The organism is Roseovarius mucosus (genome assembly GCF_002080415.1).
Taxonomy (GTDB): domain Bacteria; phylum Pseudomonadota; class Alphaproteobacteria; order Rhodobacterales; family Rhodobacteraceae; genus Roseovarius; species Roseovarius mucosus_A.
The window spans coordinates 2,544,710-2,558,876 of sequence record NZ_CP020474.1 but is presented as its reverse complement, the minus strand read 5'-3'; the positions used below and the strand labels follow the sequence as shown (position 1 = coordinate 2,558,876).

Here is a 14,167-nt window from a genome sequence, read left to right as displayed (position 1 = left end):
GCGGGTGACAAGTATCCGTTTCAATGCAGTCTCTCTCCGATGGGAACATCTTGGTCAGGGCGTATCAGAACGATATCGCCATTGCTATCGCTCAGCCCCAGCACAAGGATTTCCGACCGGAACTTGCCGATCTGACGGGGCGGGAAATTGACCACCGCCAGCACCTGACGGCCAATCAGCTCCTCTGGCGTGTAATGCGCGGTGATCTGGGCGCTTGATTTCTTCTCACCGATCTCGGGGCCGAAATCGACCCAGAGCTTAATCGCAGGCTTGCGCGCCTCGGGATAGGGTTCGGCGCGGGTGACGCGGCCCACTCGAATATCGACGGCAAGAAAATCGTCAAAACTGATCTCAGCCATTGCGCAGCGCCTTGGACCGGTCGGTTGCGGCGGCAACGGTTTTAAGCATCAGGGGCGGCAGGCCCGTGTCAGGATGCATCAGCACCTCTAGCCCCGCCTGCGTCGTGCCATTGGGGCTGGTGACGTTCTGGCGCAACTGCGCCGGGGTTTCCTCGGCGGCCTCGGCCAAGGCACCGGCACCGGCCACGGTGGCCTGCGCCAATTGCATCGCCAACTCGCGCGCAAGCCCCTGCGCCTCGCCGGCCTTGGCCATACATTCGATCATATGGAACACATAGGCCGGACCAGAGCCAGAAAGGCCGGTCACGGCATCCATCTGATCCTCATGGTCAAGTCGCACTACTTGCCCCACCGCGCGCAACAACGCTTCGGCAAGGTCGAGATGCGCGGCGCTGGTTTGGGTATTGCCGATGATGGCGGTGATCCCGCGCGCCACGGCGGCGGGGGTGTTGGGCATGGCACGGATGATCGGGGTCTTGGCCCCCAGCACGGTTTCAAACCCCGCAATCGGCGTGCCTGCGGCCACCGAGATGAACAGCGTCGTGCCATTGCCCATCGCGGCAAGGCTGGGCAGGGCCGCGCCCATCATCTGCGGCTTGACCGCGACAAGAACGATAGCGGGTTGGCCGGGCAGGTCGGTGTTAAGATGCACGCCGGTGCCGCGCAGCCAGTCAGAGGGGTTGGGGTCACTCACCCAAACCGACGCGGGCGGCAGCCCGCCCGCGAGCCAGCCTTGCAACATGGCGCTGCCCATCTTGCCACAGCCCAGTAAAACAAGGCCTTTTTCGGCCAGATCGTCCATCGTCATGGTGGTGCCCCCGCTCATTCCCGTGGTTTGCGGGGGACAGTGTTACGCGCGACCGAAGGCCTCTGCAATGGCGACCTGCATCGCATCGCGGGGCGATTGATCGCCCCAGATCGCAAGTTGCAGCGCCGGGTAATAGCGCTCGGCGCTCGACACGGCGGCATGCAGCATCGTGTCGATCTGCTCGGGGCTGGCCACCTGCCCACCGGCAAGCACGAGGCCATAGCGATAGACCATAAGTTTCTGTTCGGCCCACCAGGTAAAGGCACCGGCCCAGCACTCATCATTGATTTCATTGAGGATTTCAAAGAGCACGGGCAGTTTCTCGGCGGGCGGCTCCATATCGAAGGTGCAGACAAGACGCAGGGTCTCGTCATAGCCGGACCACGCGAGGGTCAAGGAATAGGTGCGCCACTGGCCTTCAACAGCCATGGCAATCTGATCGTCGCCGATGCGGTCGAACTCCCAGTCATGGTGCTCTGCAATATGTTCAACAATATCAATGGGGTGTATGTCGTCATGCAAGAACTGCTCGGAAAGTGCCATGGCGCCGCCTCATTTGCTGTAGCGCGGGGGTGGCGTTGCACCCCTAGCGCTAGGTGCCTGCTCTACGGACGGGGGCCATTCCCCTCGTCCATACAATATATGGTGCGAGGTTTAGCGCCGCCTGTAAAGCTATTTGTTGAGGGGGGAAGCAATATATTGTGGATGGAATGGGAGGGTGCCGCAAGGGAGGGCAGTGCGTGTCACCCCCCAACGAAATCCTCGACCAGCGCGTGAAAGAGGCTCGGCTTTTCCAGATGCACCGCATGGGCGGTGCCCGGCACCACGGCCAGCACGGCATCGGGCAGCCCCTGCCAGAGGGTTTCGACCTGCGGCCAGCGATAGGACCGATCGCCGTCACCCCAAAGCACGAGGGTCGGCATGGTCAGGCGGCCAAGCGCGCCGCGCCCATCCCAATCGCTCATCGCGTCAAGCCCCGCCAGCGCTGCGGCCTCGGTGGCCTGCGCGCCCAGTTCGGCCACAATCTCGAACCCCTGCGCCGCGGCCCCTTTGCGAAACCACGTGGCCCCGATCCGCCGGATCGTCTGGGCCACACCATCGCAGCGGATCCGTGCCCGCGAGGTGTCGAGCGGCTCGAACCGATCCGGCATGGCCCCCAAGGGCCCTGTGCCATAGAGGATCAGCCGCGCGATCCGGTCAGGATGGGTGGCGGCTATTTCCTGCACGATCATACCGCCCATGGAATGCCCCAAAAGAGTGATCTGCCCCAGCCCCAGCTCGTCCAAAAGCTCGACCACCGCCGCGCCGAATGTGGCGATACGTTTCGCAGGCGGCAGGCCCGCTGACCCGGCATAGCCCGGCAGATCAGGGGCAATCACATCAAAGCGGTCGGAAAAGCGGGCAATCTCGGCCTGCCATTGCGCCGACCCGCCCAGATAGCCATGCACCAACACCAGCGGCGTGCCCGCCCCCGCCCGCCGATAGCTAAGGCCGTTGCGCGCAATCAGCGCATCTGTTCGGGCAACCACAACGCAATCTCCGGCATGAGGATGAGAAGGACAATCAAGAGAACAAGCGCCCCGATGAACGGCAGGCAGCCAATGATCACATCGCCAATGCTGACCTGCCCGCGCCCAATCCCTTGGATGACATAGAGATTGAGCCCCACAGGTGGCGTGAGCACCGCAATCTCCATGGTGATCGTATAGACCACCCCAAACCAGATAAGGTCGAACCCGGCGGCGGCCATCAGCGGAAAGATCGTGGGCAGGGTGATGAAGGTCATCGAGACAGGTTCAAGGAACATCCCCAGCACGATGTAAAAGATCAACACAATGGTCAGCACCACATAGGGCGAAAGATCGAAGCTCAGAAAAAGCTCGGTGAATTGCTGCGGCACGCGGTAGTAGGTCAGCACAAAGCCAAAAAGCACCCCCGCCGATAGAAGCAAGCCCAGATACCCCATGGTCCGCATGGTGGCAAAGAGCGAGTCCTTGAACCCCTGCCATGTCAGCCCCCCCACGCCAAAGGCGAGGATCACGGTCAAGAGCGCCGCCACCGCCGCCGCCTCTGTCGGCGTGGCGATACCGGCGTAGATCGCCACAGTGATCACTAGACCGATCAGGCCAATGGGCGCGATAGTGGCGGCAATCTGAAGGATTCCCATTTTCACCGCATCCTCGCGGTCGGGAATATCGCCCGGCTTCAAAATACCCCAGACCAACACCACAATCGAAAAACAGGTCACAAGGATCAATCCGGGAATAACGCCCGCGATGAAAAGATCCCCAATGCTCTGATCGGTGACGATGCCGTAAAACAACAGGATCAGCGATGGCGGCAACAGCACGCTCAGCGTGCCCCCCGCCGCCAGCACGCCAGACGACAGCCGCTTGCCATAGCCCAGCCGGAGCATCTCCGGCAAAGCCACGCCGCCAATGGTCAGCGCGCCGACCATGGACGAGCCACAGACCGCGCCAAACCCCGCGCAGGCCCCGATAGAGCCATAGGCAGCAGAGCCGCGCACGCGCACACCTTGATGCAGGAATTGATAGAGATTGGGGCCGATATTGGATTTGCCGATCAACTCGCCCAAGAACACAAACAGCGGCACCGCAAGCAGGATATAGTCGATCCAAACACCCCAGAGCTTCAACTCTGCCGATGCGATCGAGGTCTCAAAGGTCTGGATTTGCCACAGAAACGGCAGCGAGGCCGCCGCCAGCGCAAAGGGGATCGGCACCCCCGTTGCGATCAGAAACATCAAAAGACCCAAAAGGCCGAGGCCGACTTCATACCATTCCATCGTTCAGACCTCCGCCGCCGGGGTGCGCAACAGCCGCACCAGCCGCAGCACCGCGTAAATTGAGAAAAGCACCAGCGCCAAGGCCCCCGGTGCCCAGAACGCATAACGCGGCCAAAGCAGGATTTCCGACGACGCCCCCGAATTGAATGACCGGATCGTGGCGCTCACGCCCGCCAAAGAGAAAAACAGCCCCACCCCCAACATCACGCACAGATTGAACACCGCCACCGCCTTGCGCAGACCGGCGGGCAGGGTATCGGTCAGCATCGTGACCTTGGGATAAGCATCCTCGCGCATCGCATAGGCAAGGCCCGCAAAGGCCACCGGGAAAAGCAAAAGCGCTGTCGCCTCTGTCACCATCCGGTCCGGCGCGTTCAGCACATAGCGGGTAAAGACGCCGTAGCTGATCCACACCATCTGCACGAGCACCACCACGGCCCCCGCCCCCGCGAGCCAGATAACCGCGCGCTCCACATGGCCAATCCATCGGTCAAGACCGCTTTGCATGGCGTGCCTCCCTGTGCAAAAAAGGTGGACCCCCGCATGGATGACGCGGGGGGCCTGTCAGATCACGGCGCGTGCTGCGCAAAGAGGTCGCGGATCTTGCCAGCCAATTCCGGCCCGCAGGCCGCATCAACGGTCTCGTCCCACTTGCCCTGCACGCTCTCGATCAGCGCCATCCGCTTGTCTTCGGGGATCGCCACCGCCGCACCGCCGCCTTTCATCACCGCATTGCCAACGCGCTGATCCACCCAATCCTCATAACGGGGCTTGAGCCATTCCTCGGTTTCCTTGGCGGCAGCCATCACAGCGGCTTGTTCGTCGGCGGTCATGCCGTCGAACTTTTCCTTATTCATCATGTATTGGATATTGCCGTAAAACAGGCTCGCCTTGACCATATAGGGCATCACATCCCACAGCTTCCAACTGGAATAGGTGGCAACCCCCATGTTGATCCCATCAACCACACCACGCTCGGCGGATTGAAAAACTTCCTTGGGGGCCACAAACACCGGCGCGCCGCCCCATGTCTCGATCATCAGGCTGACCAGCGGCCCGATGGACCGAACCTGCTTGCCCGCAAGATTGCCCAGATCGTCAATCGCCTCTTCAAACCACCATTCTTGATCATAGGAATAATTCGAGTTGAACACCGGCACGAGGTTGATCGCCGCCGCCTCATCGCGCACCAGATCGGCATAGGCAGCGTCCATCTCGATCTGCCCCTCCAAATCCACCGCCACCGGATAGAGCGAGGTCACACGGTAACAAGGCAACCGCTCATCGGCAGGCATCCAGCTCATGTCCGACACACCGCCCTGCACCGCATCCACACCCTCAGACCAGCCATGCAGCGTGGCAGATGGGAAAATCTGCACCTCAACGCTGCCGCCGGTCTTTTCCGCGACCAATTCGGCAAAATGCACAAAGCCGTCATAGCGGATATCGGACTCGTTCACATAGGTGGATAGCCGGATCGTGGTCTCGGCCATGGCAGGCATCGCCACCGTCAGCCCAAGCGCTGTGGTGGCAATCAGTGCTTTCAACGAAGTTCTCATGTCTTTCTCCTTGTTGGATGCATCTTTTTTGGTGCAGCGCGAGACCGTTCTTGCGGTCTTCGTCCTTTGGTCTTGGCTGAAATGCTAGGACAGACCCCCACGAGTCGGCCAATTCAAACATCTCATAAAACTATTCCGATCTTGCATGGTTACCTCGACTGGCGCAGTCTGGCGACAAAAAGGGGGCGGAAATGGATATCAACTGGCTGCGCGATTTCGTCTGTCTGGGGCGCACACTGAATTTCACCCGCGCCGCAGAGGAACGCAACATCACGCAATCCGCCTTTAGCCGCCGCATCAAATCGCTCGAGGCGTGGATCGGCGTGCCGCTGATCGACCGCGCCAGCTATCCGGTGCAATTGTCCGAGGCGGGGCGGCAATTCCTGCCAGTGGCGCAACAAACGGTGGCGGATCTCACCGATACCCGTCAGGCAATCCGCGAACGCGCGCGGGGCCATGCCAGCTTTCAACGCTTTGCGGCATTACACGCCATTTCGGTCAATTTCCTGCAACCGCGCATGGCGGCATTGGAACGCGAGTATCCCGAAATGCGCACGCGCGTCATTTCCGACAGCCTGACCGCCTGCTGCCAGTTGCTCAGCGAAGGCGGCTGCGAATTCCTGCTCTATTACCGGCATCAGGACGTGGCCCCGATCCTTGACGAGACCCGCTTCAAGCGCAAGGACATCTGCGAAGAGCGTCTGATCCCGGTGGCCCAGCACGAGGCCGCCGCGCGCAACGGCTGGTCCCTGCCACCGCGCGCGGGGCAAGAGCTTCCGTATCTCAGCTATGATCCCAACACCTTCCTTGGCACCGTGGTCGATCAAACCATCGGCAACCGCCGCCCGGCGCTCGACCTGCGTTACATGGATGCCTTGGCCGAGGCATTGAAGCGGCGCACGCTTGCGGGCGCTGGGCTGGCGTGGCTGCCAGAGTTTTCGATCCGTCAGGAACTGGCCGACGGCACGCTGGTCCGCCTTGGCGGGCGCGACTGGACGGCGACGATGACGATCTCGCTCTTTTGCTCGCCCGAGCGGCTGGATAATCTGGGCCGCACGATCTGGGATCAGTTTTAGGGCCTGTCGCGCCCCATCGAAATCCCGCCCGTCCCGGGCTTGACCCGGGACCTCACCGAGACCGCGCAGAGGCACCGGCTCGAGGGCCGAGGCGATATGCACCCGATCAGACGCAAGGCGCTGTAACCTAAACAGGCGCAATCAGGATGGCGCGGAAATCGTTGACATTGGTCAGCGTTGGCCCTGTCACCACCTGCCCGCCAATCGCCCCGAAAAACCCATGCGCATCATTGATCGCCAGGGCCTGCGCGGGATCAACCCCGGCGGATTGGGCCTCAGCCAGCGTGTCCGGCCCGATCACCGCCCCCGCCACCTCGGCGGCCCCATCAACGCCATCGGTGTCACAGGCCAGCGCGTGAATGCCCGCCGCCCCCTCCAAGGCCAGCGCCAAGGCCAGCGCATATTCCGCATTGGGCCCACCCACACCATCGCCCCGCCGCGTCACCGTCAACTCACCGCCCGACAGCAGCAGCATAGGTGCCGCCCCCGGAGCCAAACCCGCCTGCACCTCACGCGCCAGCGCGGCATGATCGCGCGCCACATCGCGCGCCTCACCCTCCAGCGCATCGCCAAGGATTTGCACGCTGATCCCTTGGGCGCGCGCCACCTCTGCCGCAGCCTCCAGCGATTGCACCGGGGCGGCATAGATCACATTCTCAACCCGGCTCAGCCGTGTATCTCCCGGCGGCACCGCGCCGCTCTGCCCGGCCAACACCGCCCGCGCCGACGCGGGCAGATCAATGCCATAGCGCGCCACGATCTTCAGCGCATCATCGCCTGTGCTGCCCTCGCCCACCGTCGGCCCCGATCCGATCATCGCCGGATCATCCCCCGGCACATCGGAAATCAGCAGCGCATGCAGCCGCGCCGGATAGGCCGCCGCCGCCAATTGCCCGCCCTTGACCCGGCTCAGATGTTTGCGCAGCACGTTCATCTGCCCAATCGGCGCGCCCGAGGCCAAAAGCGCGGCATTGACCGCCTGCTTATCCTCCAGCGTCATCTCGCCCGCAGGCTGCACCAATAGCGACGACGCCCCGCCAGAGATCAGCGCCAGCACCATATCGCCCTCGCCCAATCCCTCCAGCAGATCAAGCATCCGCGCCGTGGCGCGCATCCCCGCCGCATCCGGCACCGGATGCGCCGCCTCGACAATCTCGATGCCCTGACAGGGGCGCGCATAGCCATAGCGCGTGATCACCAGCCCCTCGCACGGCCCCCATTCCGCCTCGACCGCCTCGGCCATGCGCGCGCTCGCCTTGCCCGCGCCAATCACCACGACACGGCCCTCGGGGCGCGCGGGCAGATAGGGGGCAAGGCTTTGCATCGGGTCGGCTACGGCCACCGCCCGGTCAAACAGGCGGCGCAACAGGGTCTGGGGATCGGTCATGTTTCTGGGGTCTCCGCGTCTCTCGCGCGCACCCTATCGCGGGGCGCGACCCTGCGAAAGCCCTCAGGACGCGGCGCGCTTGGCTTCTCGTGCCAGATGCTTGGCATAAAGACGCGGTGCCAGAACCCGCTCGTAAATGAGCGAGGCCACCTGCCGCAATCCCGGCAAGGCCACGATCCGCGCCGCCCAACGATAGCGCGGCAAAGCAGCCCAGAGCGCCGCAAACGCCTCGACACCAGAGAGCACGCGCCCATCCTGCCGCACATGCAACCGCCGCGCCGCCTGATCCGGGTCAATCCCCCACTGCTCCAACCCGCCCGCGTTGAGATCCTGAAAAGTCACAGGCAATCCCTTCGCCTCCACATACCCCGCATAATGCGCAATCTCCGCCCGGCAGACGGGACAGCGGGCATTATAAAGCACTTGGGTGTGTTGGGTCATCGCGGGCCTCCTATGGAGGGGAGGTAGGGTGACACGCAGGCAGGGGAAGAGGCGCAGAATGTCGCGCTTGCGAGCACAACCCTTTCACACGTCATTCCCGCGAAAGCGGGACTCTCCAGCCTCGCAAGAGATCCTCGGGTCAAGCCCGAGGATGACGGGGGCGAAGGGTGCGGGGTGATGACGCGCGCTCGGCGGGCCGCAGTCTGGCGAAGCAGCCCTGATAGAGCTACGAATTTTTCAGCACCCGGTTGCAAACTTCTGTCATGGCGAATGGACAGGCAGCAGTTCGCGCACGCCATCTATGACATCAATCCCGAACAATCGAATACCTATTGCCAAAAGTATCAATGCCGCTGTCGTTATCAGAGTTGATATCAGGCCGGAAACGATCTGCTGTTTAAAGGAGCTTTGTTGCTCAATGGATGCCGCCGCTTTCTCAATTCGCGTGGTAATGGCCCCAACTTCAATCTGCGGCGTTGCATCTTCGATCGACTGATTTGCGAAGGCAATCAATATATCCTGAGCGTCTTTCCTGTATCTTGCAAGCTGATCTGTGGTGCAAACGGCACGCGCGAACTGTGCATCATCCTCAGGAGTCGGTGGTTTACCATTTTCGGCCTCGAAGTCCTTGGCCCACATCCGCTTATGACGCTTATACAGCCCATAAGCCGCAAGAGCTTCAATGTCATCCTCACCATCCTGAGTGAGCAGGTCAAAGACCTTGTTCTTGAATGACATAAGGTATCATGCAGGCTGCTTGGCTTTGCTAAAAGCAGAAGCTGCCGCCCTTTTAGCTGATGCATAACTCCGCTTGCTCATTGAAACGACGATTTTACCTGACGGCGCCGTCCTACGAACGAATGTGCCATCTGTCGCATGACCAGTTTTTTGAACGCGGAAAACGGGAGTATCTGATTGTCGCTTTTTCATTTTGAAACTGCCCATCATGGATGCTCATGTAGATAATGTAGCGTCTGAATTACATGATTACACTTGAATTATTATCAAACACTTAATTGCCGAAAAGAATATCCCAGAACTGCCTACCCTCAGGCTCCCTACTCCCCCAACCGCCCCCACAAATCATACTCCCCCGCCTCATCGACCACGACCGAAACGATATCCCCGACCGACACCCCCTCTGTCCCCTCATCAATAAACAGGTTCCCGTCGATCTCCGGCGCATCCGCCTTGGTGCGGCAGGTGGCGATGCCGTCGGCGTCGATCTCGTCCACGATCACCTCCATACGCTGCCCCACCTTGGCCGCCAGCTTGGCCTCGGAAATCGCCTGCGCTTTGGCCATGAACCGATCCCAGCGCTCTTGCTTGACCTCAGCCGCCACATGATCGGGCAAGGCATTTGACCGGGCGCCGGCGACGTTCTCATATTGAAAACAGCCCACCCGGTCCAACTGCGCCTCATCCAACCAGTCCAGAAGCGTCTGAAACTCCGCCTCGGTCTCGCCCGGATAGCCCACGATAAAGGTCGAGCGCAGCGCAATTTCGGGGCAGTCCCGCCGCCATGCCGCGATTTCGTCCAATGTCTTGGCCGCCGCCGCAGGCCGCGCCATGCGCCGCAGCACCTCGGGATGGGCATGCTGGAACGGAATATCCAGATACGGCAGCACCAGCCCTTCGGCCATCAGCGGAATGAGATCGCGCACATGCGGGTAGGGATAGACATAATGCAACCGCACCCATGCGCCCAATCCCCCCAGATCCCGCGCCAGATCGGTGATATGCGCCCGGTGCCCCCGCTCTTCGGCGTGGCGGATATCAACGCCATAGGCCGAGGTATCCTGCGAAATCACCAAAAGTTCCTTGACGCCGCTCTCCACCAGCTTGGCCGCCTCTCGGATCACCGCATGGGCCGGGCGGCTCTGCAATTTGCCGCGCATATCGGGGATGATGCAGAATTTGCACTTGTGGTTACAGCCCTCGGAAATCTTGAGATAGCTGTAATGCCGCGGCGTCAGGCTGACACCAGAGGCAGGCAAAAGATCAATGAAAGGATCAGGGCTGGGCGGCACCGCCAGATGCACGGCATCCAACACCTGCTCATATTGATGCGGGCCGGTCACAGCCAGCACGCGCGGATGCACCCCGGTGATATACTCGGGCTCTGCCCCCAAGCAGCCCGTCACAATCACCCGGCCATTCTCGGCCAACGCCTCGCCAATCGCCTCAAGGCTTTCGGCCTTGGCGCTATCAAGAAACCCGCAGGTATTGACGATCACGGCATCCGCCCCGGTGTAATCGGGCGAAATGCCATAGCCCTCGGCGCGCAACCGCGTCAAAATCCGCTCACTGTCCACCAGCGCCTTGGGACAGCCAAGGCTGACCATGCCGATGGTCGGCTGGCCTGCGCGGGGCGTGTCAGTCAAACGCGCACGCGGCGCAAGATCGGGGCGGAGGGTGGGAGGGTTCTGAGCCATGGGCGCGATATAGCTTGCCCCCGCCCGCCCGCAAAGCCCAAAAGCGGTTGCCCCGCCCCATGCCACACGCCTAGACTATGCCCGAGACAAGCAGGCAAAGGGGGCGATGCCATGCGCTGGATATTCCGGGCCTTGGGGCTGGTCATGGTCATGCTGGCCATCGTCCTTGGTGCGCTCTTTTTCCTGCCGGGCGAGCGGATCGCGCGCATCGCCGCCGATCAGATCACCAAGGCAACCGGTCGTCAGGTCACAATGTCCGGCGACACCAAGATCAGCTTTTATCCCATCCTCGGCGTGTCCACCGGCGCGGTTGAAATCGCCAATGCCGATTGGTCCGACGCAGGCCCGATGCTGCGCGCCGACAGCCTCAAGATCGGGGTGGAACCACAGGCGCTCTTTGGCGGCGATATCCGCATCACGGGGCTAGAGGCGGTCAATCCCGCGATCCGTCTGGAACGCGCCCGCGACGGGCAGGTGAATTGGGAACTGGGGGTCGAGGGCGTGGCCCCCTCGGGGCAATCCGATGGCCCCCTTGCCACCTCCAACCGCCTCGCGCTCACGCTTGACCGCGCGCTCATCACCGGTGCCAGCCTCAGCTATACCGATCACGCCACGGGCACGGTGCAGGCCTTCTCGAACTTGGATTTCGACCTGCGCTGGCCTGATTACGATGGCACCGCCACCTTTGAGGCGGTGCTGCGTCAGGGCAGCGCCCCCGTCACCCTCGCGGGCCATCTCGATCAGGTGGGGCAATTCATCGACGGGGCTGTCACCGGCCTCTCGGCACGGCTATCGGGGCCGGGGGGCAGCGTGGGGTTTGCCGGGCGCGGCGGGGCACAACCGCAACTCCAGGGGCGGCTCGACATTGACCTTGGCGATACCGATGCCTTTCTGGCGGCCCTTGGCCTTGACCGGCTGGAATTGCCCCCCAGCCTTGGGGCCAGCATCAAGGGCGGCACGGATCTCACCCTCACTGATGCGCTCGATCTCTCGCTGCGCAATCTAACGCTGAACCTCGGCGGCAATGCCATTGCCGGGGCCGCCGATATTGCGCTTGGCGGTGACGTGCCACGCATCAACGCCCAGATCAACGCAGGCGCGCTTGACCTCTCACGCTTTGCCGGGGCCGACAGCACTGGATCGGCCAGCCCCGACAGCGGCTGGTCCACCAGCCCGATTGACGCCAGCGCCCTTGCCCTCGCCAATGGCGAAATCGCCCTCGTCGCCGATAGCGTCAATCTGGGCGATCTGAAACTGGGCAAGACCCGCAGCCTGATGACACTGGACCGCGCCCGCGCCGTGTTCGAATTGCGCGAATTGCGCGCCTATGACGGGCTCATCACCGGGCAATTCGTGGCCAATAACCGCTCTGGCCTTTCGGTCGGGGGCACGCTCAATGTGAGCGACCTCAACCTCGAACGGTTCTTGACCGATGCCGCAGGCATCACCCGCTTTGCCGCTGCCGGCAACGGCGAGGTAGAGTTTCTGGGCGTTGGCAATTCGGTGGATGCGATCATGCGCTCGCTTTCGGGCAAGGGCAGCTTGCGCACCGGGCGCGGCGTGATCTCGGGCATCGACCTTGACCGGCTTATGCGCGCGGGCGATGTGACGGGCGGCACCACGATCTTTGACGCCATGACCGCCAGCTTTACGATGGCGGACGGTAATCTCATCAACCAAGACCTCGCCATGAAATTGCCGCTCGCCCGCGCCTCGGGCCAAGGGCGTATCGGGCTTGGCGCGCGCGATATCGACTATCTCTTTACCCCCGTCCTGCTCGAGGGCGAGAACACGCGCGGCCTTGCCATCCCGGTGCGGATCGAGGGGCCTTGGGCCAATCCGCGCATCAAACCGGATCTGGAAAAGGCGGTGCGTATGAACCTCAAGGCCGAGCGCGACAAGCTGGAGCAAGAGGCCAAGGACCGGCTGGAACGCGAACTGCAAGAACGCCTCGACCTCGCCCCGCAAGAGGGCCAGAACCTTGAAGATGCCTTGCGTCAAAAGATCGAGGATAAGGCCGCGCGTCAATTGCGCAAGCTCTTCGAATGAGGCGCGCGCAGAATTGAGTATTTTTGCCAAGAAGAACGGGGGCCGCGCCCATGAGTGAGGTCAAGGCGCAATACGAAGCCTTCCCCTATCCCGCCCGCGATCCGGCGGATGAGGCCAAGCGCCTGATCACCGGCTCGCCCTCGCATGTGCTGGAAATTGACCATTTCCTGTTTCAGGGGCGGCGCGATTGGCGCAAACCGTTGCGCGCCTTGGTGGCAGGCGGCGGCACCGGCGACGGGCTGATCCAACTGGCGCAGCAACTGAAAAACGCAGGTCGCGCCGCCGAAATCACCTATCTCGATCTCTCAACCGCCTCGCGCGCCATTGCCGAAGAGCGCGCCCGCGTGCGTGGCTTGAGTGGCCTGCGCTTTGTCACCGGCAGCCTGCTAGAGGCCGCAACCCTCGGAGAATTCGACTATATCGACTGCTGCGGCGTGCTGCATCACCTGCCCGACCCGGCGGCAGGGTTTGCAGCACTTCTGGCGGCGCTGGCGCCCGGCGGCGGCTTGGGGTTCATGGTCTATGCCCCCTATGGGCGCGCGGGCGTCTACCCGCTGCAAGAGGCATTCGGCGCGCTCTATGCGGGCCTGCCGCCCGAGGCACGGCTGAAGGCCGCCAAAGAGGTGGTGGCCACCCTGCCCGAGGGGCATCCCTTCCGATCAAACCCCAACCTTGGCGATCACAAGGACAGCGACGCAGGCTTTTACGATCTGCTTCTGCATTCGCAGGACCGCGCCTTTGATGTGACAACACTGGTGGAGACACTCGATCAAACCGGCTGGGCGCTCTCAGGCTTTGCTCTACCGGTGCTCTATGACCTCAGCCGCATCACCACCGCGCCCGATCACCTGAGCGCCACCGCGCGCATGGCTTTGGCCGAAAAACTGCGCGGCACGATCAAAACCCATGTGGGCTATGCCACCCGCGCGAGCGAGGCGCGCAGCCCTGCAAGGGGCCAAGACCGCGCGCTGATCCCGCATCTCAAGGGCCTGCGCGCCCCGGATCTCGCGCGTGCCATCGCCCAAGGCCAGACGCCCAAACTCAGCTTCAACGGCATCGAGGCGCGGCTCAGCCTGCCAAAACACGCCGCCCCCCTTCTTGCCGCCATCGACGGGCGGCGCAGCCTCTCAGAAATTGCTCAGGCAACCGGCACCGATCCCATTGCCTTTGGCAGCCTCTGGGCGCGGATCGAGCGCGACTTGGCCGATCACGGCCTTCTGCTCTATTCCGGCATCCTGCGCACATGA

General features: G+C 62.5%; 15 protein-coding genes. 3 read left to right on the top strand and 12 right to left on the bottom strand.

The window, feature by feature from the left end:
* Positions 1–20 precede the first annotated feature (20 nt).
* The 7 genes from ROSMUCSMR3_RS12300 to dctP form a co-directional block, all read right to left on the bottom strand.
* Entirely contained in the window at positions 21–359 is a 339-nt protein-coding gene (locus ROSMUCSMR3_RS12300) for a tRNA-binding protein (protein ID WP_081507484.1), read from the bottom strand.
* Entirely contained in the window at positions 352–1,167 is an 816-nt protein-coding gene (proC, locus tag ROSMUCSMR3_RS12295; protein WP_081507483.1) for a pyrroline-5-carboxylate reductase, read from the bottom strand. The genes ROSMUCSMR3_RS12300 and proC overlap by 8 nt, the downstream gene beginning before the upstream one ends.
* Before the next feature lie 42 nt (positions 1,168–1,209).
* The gene (locus ROSMUCSMR3_RS12290; RefSeq protein WP_008279507.1) at positions 1,210–1,710 is read right to left on the bottom strand and encodes a YbjN domain-containing protein; all 501 of its coding nucleotides are present in this window, start codon (positions 1,708–1,710) and stop codon (positions 1,210–1,212) included.
* A gap of 200 nt (positions 1,711–1,910) precedes the next feature.
* A complete protein-coding gene (locus ROSMUCSMR3_RS12285) occupies positions 1,911–2,696 on the bottom strand; it encodes an alpha/beta fold hydrolase (RefSeq protein WP_008279508.1) in 786 nt (261 codons plus the stop codon).
* On the bottom strand, positions 2,672–3,973 hold the full coding sequence (locus ROSMUCSMR3_RS12280) for a TRAP transporter large permease (RefSeq protein ID WP_081507482.1): 1,302 nt from the start codon (positions 3,971–3,973) through the stop codon (positions 2,672–2,674). Before ROSMUCSMR3_RS12280 ends, ROSMUCSMR3_RS12285 begins: the two co-directional genes overlap by 25 nt.
* Positions 3,974–3,976: 3 nt before the next feature.
* Positions 3,977–4,480, bottom strand: coding sequence for a TRAP transporter small permease (locus tag ROSMUCSMR3_RS12275; protein WP_081507481.1), 504 nt, complete (start codon positions 4,478–4,480; stop codon positions 3,977–3,979).
* Positions 4,481–4,542: 62 nt separating this feature from the next.
* Positions 4,543–5,532, bottom strand: coding sequence for a TRAP transporter substrate-binding protein DctP (dctP, locus tag ROSMUCSMR3_RS12270; protein ID WP_081507480.1), 990 nt, complete (start codon positions 5,530–5,532; stop codon positions 4,543–4,545).
* A 191-nt stretch (positions 5,533–5,723) separates the two neighbouring features.
* On the opposite strand from dctP, the gene ROSMUCSMR3_RS12265 reads away from it, so the two are divergent.
* Positions 5,724–6,608 (top strand): LysR family transcriptional regulator, encoded by an 885-nt coding sequence (locus ROSMUCSMR3_RS12265; protein ID WP_008279514.1) that lies wholly within the window; start codon positions 5,724–5,726, stop codon positions 6,606–6,608.
* Between the two features lie 127 nt (positions 6,609–6,735).
* On the opposite strand, the gene ROSMUCSMR3_RS12260 is transcribed toward ROSMUCSMR3_RS12265, so the two are convergent.
* From ROSMUCSMR3_RS12260 to rimO, 5 genes are all read right to left on the bottom strand, one after another.
* Complete coding sequence (locus ROSMUCSMR3_RS12260; RefSeq protein WP_081507479.1) at positions 6,736–7,995, bottom strand: glycerate kinase type-2 family protein; 1,260 nt, start codon at positions 7,993–7,995, stop codon at positions 6,736–6,738.
* 63 nt (positions 7,996–8,058) lie between these two features.
* Complete coding sequence (locus ROSMUCSMR3_RS12255) at positions 8,059–8,436, bottom strand: thiol-disulfide oxidoreductase DCC family protein (RefSeq protein ID WP_008279516.1); 378 nt, start codon at positions 8,434–8,436, stop codon at positions 8,059–8,061.
* Positions 8,437–8,697: 261 nt separating this feature from the next.
* Positions 8,698–9,174, bottom strand: a complete 477-nt coding sequence (locus tag ROSMUCSMR3_RS12250) for a hypothetical protein (RefSeq protein WP_008279517.1) — start codon at positions 9,172–9,174, stop codon at positions 8,698–8,700.
* Positions 9,175–9,180: 6 nt separating this feature from the next.
* The gene (locus ROSMUCSMR3_RS21575; RefSeq protein WP_151977135.1) at positions 9,181–9,384 is read right to left on the bottom strand and encodes a hypothetical protein; all 204 of its coding nucleotides are present in this window, start codon (positions 9,382–9,384) and stop codon (positions 9,181–9,183) included.
* A gap of 110 nt (positions 9,385–9,494) precedes the next feature.
* Entirely contained in the window at positions 9,495–10,871 is a 1,377-nt protein-coding gene (gene rimO / locus ROSMUCSMR3_RS12245) for a 30S ribosomal protein S12 methylthiotransferase RimO (RefSeq protein ID WP_081507478.1), read from the bottom strand.
* A gap of 111 nt (positions 10,872–10,982) precedes the next feature.
* Between rimO and ROSMUCSMR3_RS12240 the strand changes: the two genes are divergently transcribed.
* Together ROSMUCSMR3_RS12240 and ROSMUCSMR3_RS12235 are read left to right on the top strand one after the other, a co-directional pair.
* A complete protein-coding gene (locus ROSMUCSMR3_RS12240) occupies positions 10,983–12,920 on the top strand; it encodes an AsmA family protein (protein WP_081507477.1) in 1,938 nt (645 codons plus the stop codon).
* Between the two features lie 50 nt (positions 12,921–12,970).
* Positions 12,971–14,167, top strand: coding sequence for a class I SAM-dependent methyltransferase (locus ROSMUCSMR3_RS12235; RefSeq protein ID WP_081507476.1), 1,197 nt, complete (start codon positions 12,971–12,973; stop codon positions 14,165–14,167).

Bases quoted from the DNA above. Each gene is read 5' to 3' on its own strand.
- proC (WP_081507483.1), bottom strand. From the start codon at position 1,167: ATGACGATGGACGATCTGGCCGAAAAAGGCCTTGTTTTACTGGGCTGT.
- ROSMUCSMR3_RS21575 (WP_151977135.1), bottom strand. From the start codon at position 9,384: ATGATGGGCAGTTTCAAAATGAAAAAGCGACAATCAGATACTCCCGTT.
- ROSMUCSMR3_RS12260 (WP_081507479.1), bottom strand. From the start codon at position 7,995: ATGACCGATCCCCAGACCCTGTTGCGCCGCCTGTTTGACCGGGCGGTG.
- dctP (WP_081507480.1), bottom strand. From the start codon at position 5,532: ATGAGAACTTCGTTGAAAGCACTGATTGCCACCACAGCGCTTGGGCTG.
- ROSMUCSMR3_RS12290 (WP_008279507.1), bottom strand. From the start codon at position 1,710: ATGGCACTTTCCGAGCAGTTCTTGCATGACGACATACACCCCATTGAT.
- ROSMUCSMR3_RS12235 (WP_081507476.1), top strand. From the start codon at position 12,971: ATGAGTGAGGTCAAGGCGCAATACGAAGCCTTCCCCTATCCCGCCCGC.
- ROSMUCSMR3_RS12255 (WP_008279516.1), bottom strand. From the start codon at position 8,436: ATGACCCAACACACCCAAGTGCTTTATAATGCCCGCTGTCCCGTCTGC.
- ROSMUCSMR3_RS12240 (WP_081507477.1), top strand. From the start codon at position 10,983: ATGCGCTGGATATTCCGGGCCTTGGGGCTGGTCATGGTCATGCTGGCC.
- ROSMUCSMR3_RS12280 (WP_081507482.1), bottom strand. From the start codon at position 3,973: ATGGAATGGTATGAAGTCGGCCTCGGCCTTTTGGGTCTTTTGATGTTT.
- ROSMUCSMR3_RS12265 (WP_008279514.1), top strand. From the start codon at position 5,724: ATGGATATCAACTGGCTGCGCGATTTCGTCTGTCTGGGGCGCACACTG.
- ROSMUCSMR3_RS12275 (WP_081507481.1), bottom strand. From the start codon at position 4,480: ATGCAAAGCGGTCTTGACCGATGGATTGGCCATGTGGAGCGCGCGGTT.
- ROSMUCSMR3_RS12300 (WP_081507484.1), bottom strand. From the start codon at position 359: ATGGCTGAGATCAGTTTTGACGATTTTCTTGCCGTCGATATTCGAGTG.
- rimO (WP_081507478.1), bottom strand. From the start codon at position 10,871: ATGGCTCAGAACCCTCCCACCCTCCGCCCCGATCTTGCGCCGCGTGCG.
- ROSMUCSMR3_RS12250 (WP_008279517.1), bottom strand. From the start codon at position 9,174: ATGTCATTCAAGAACAAGGTCTTTGACCTGCTCACTCAGGATGGTGAG.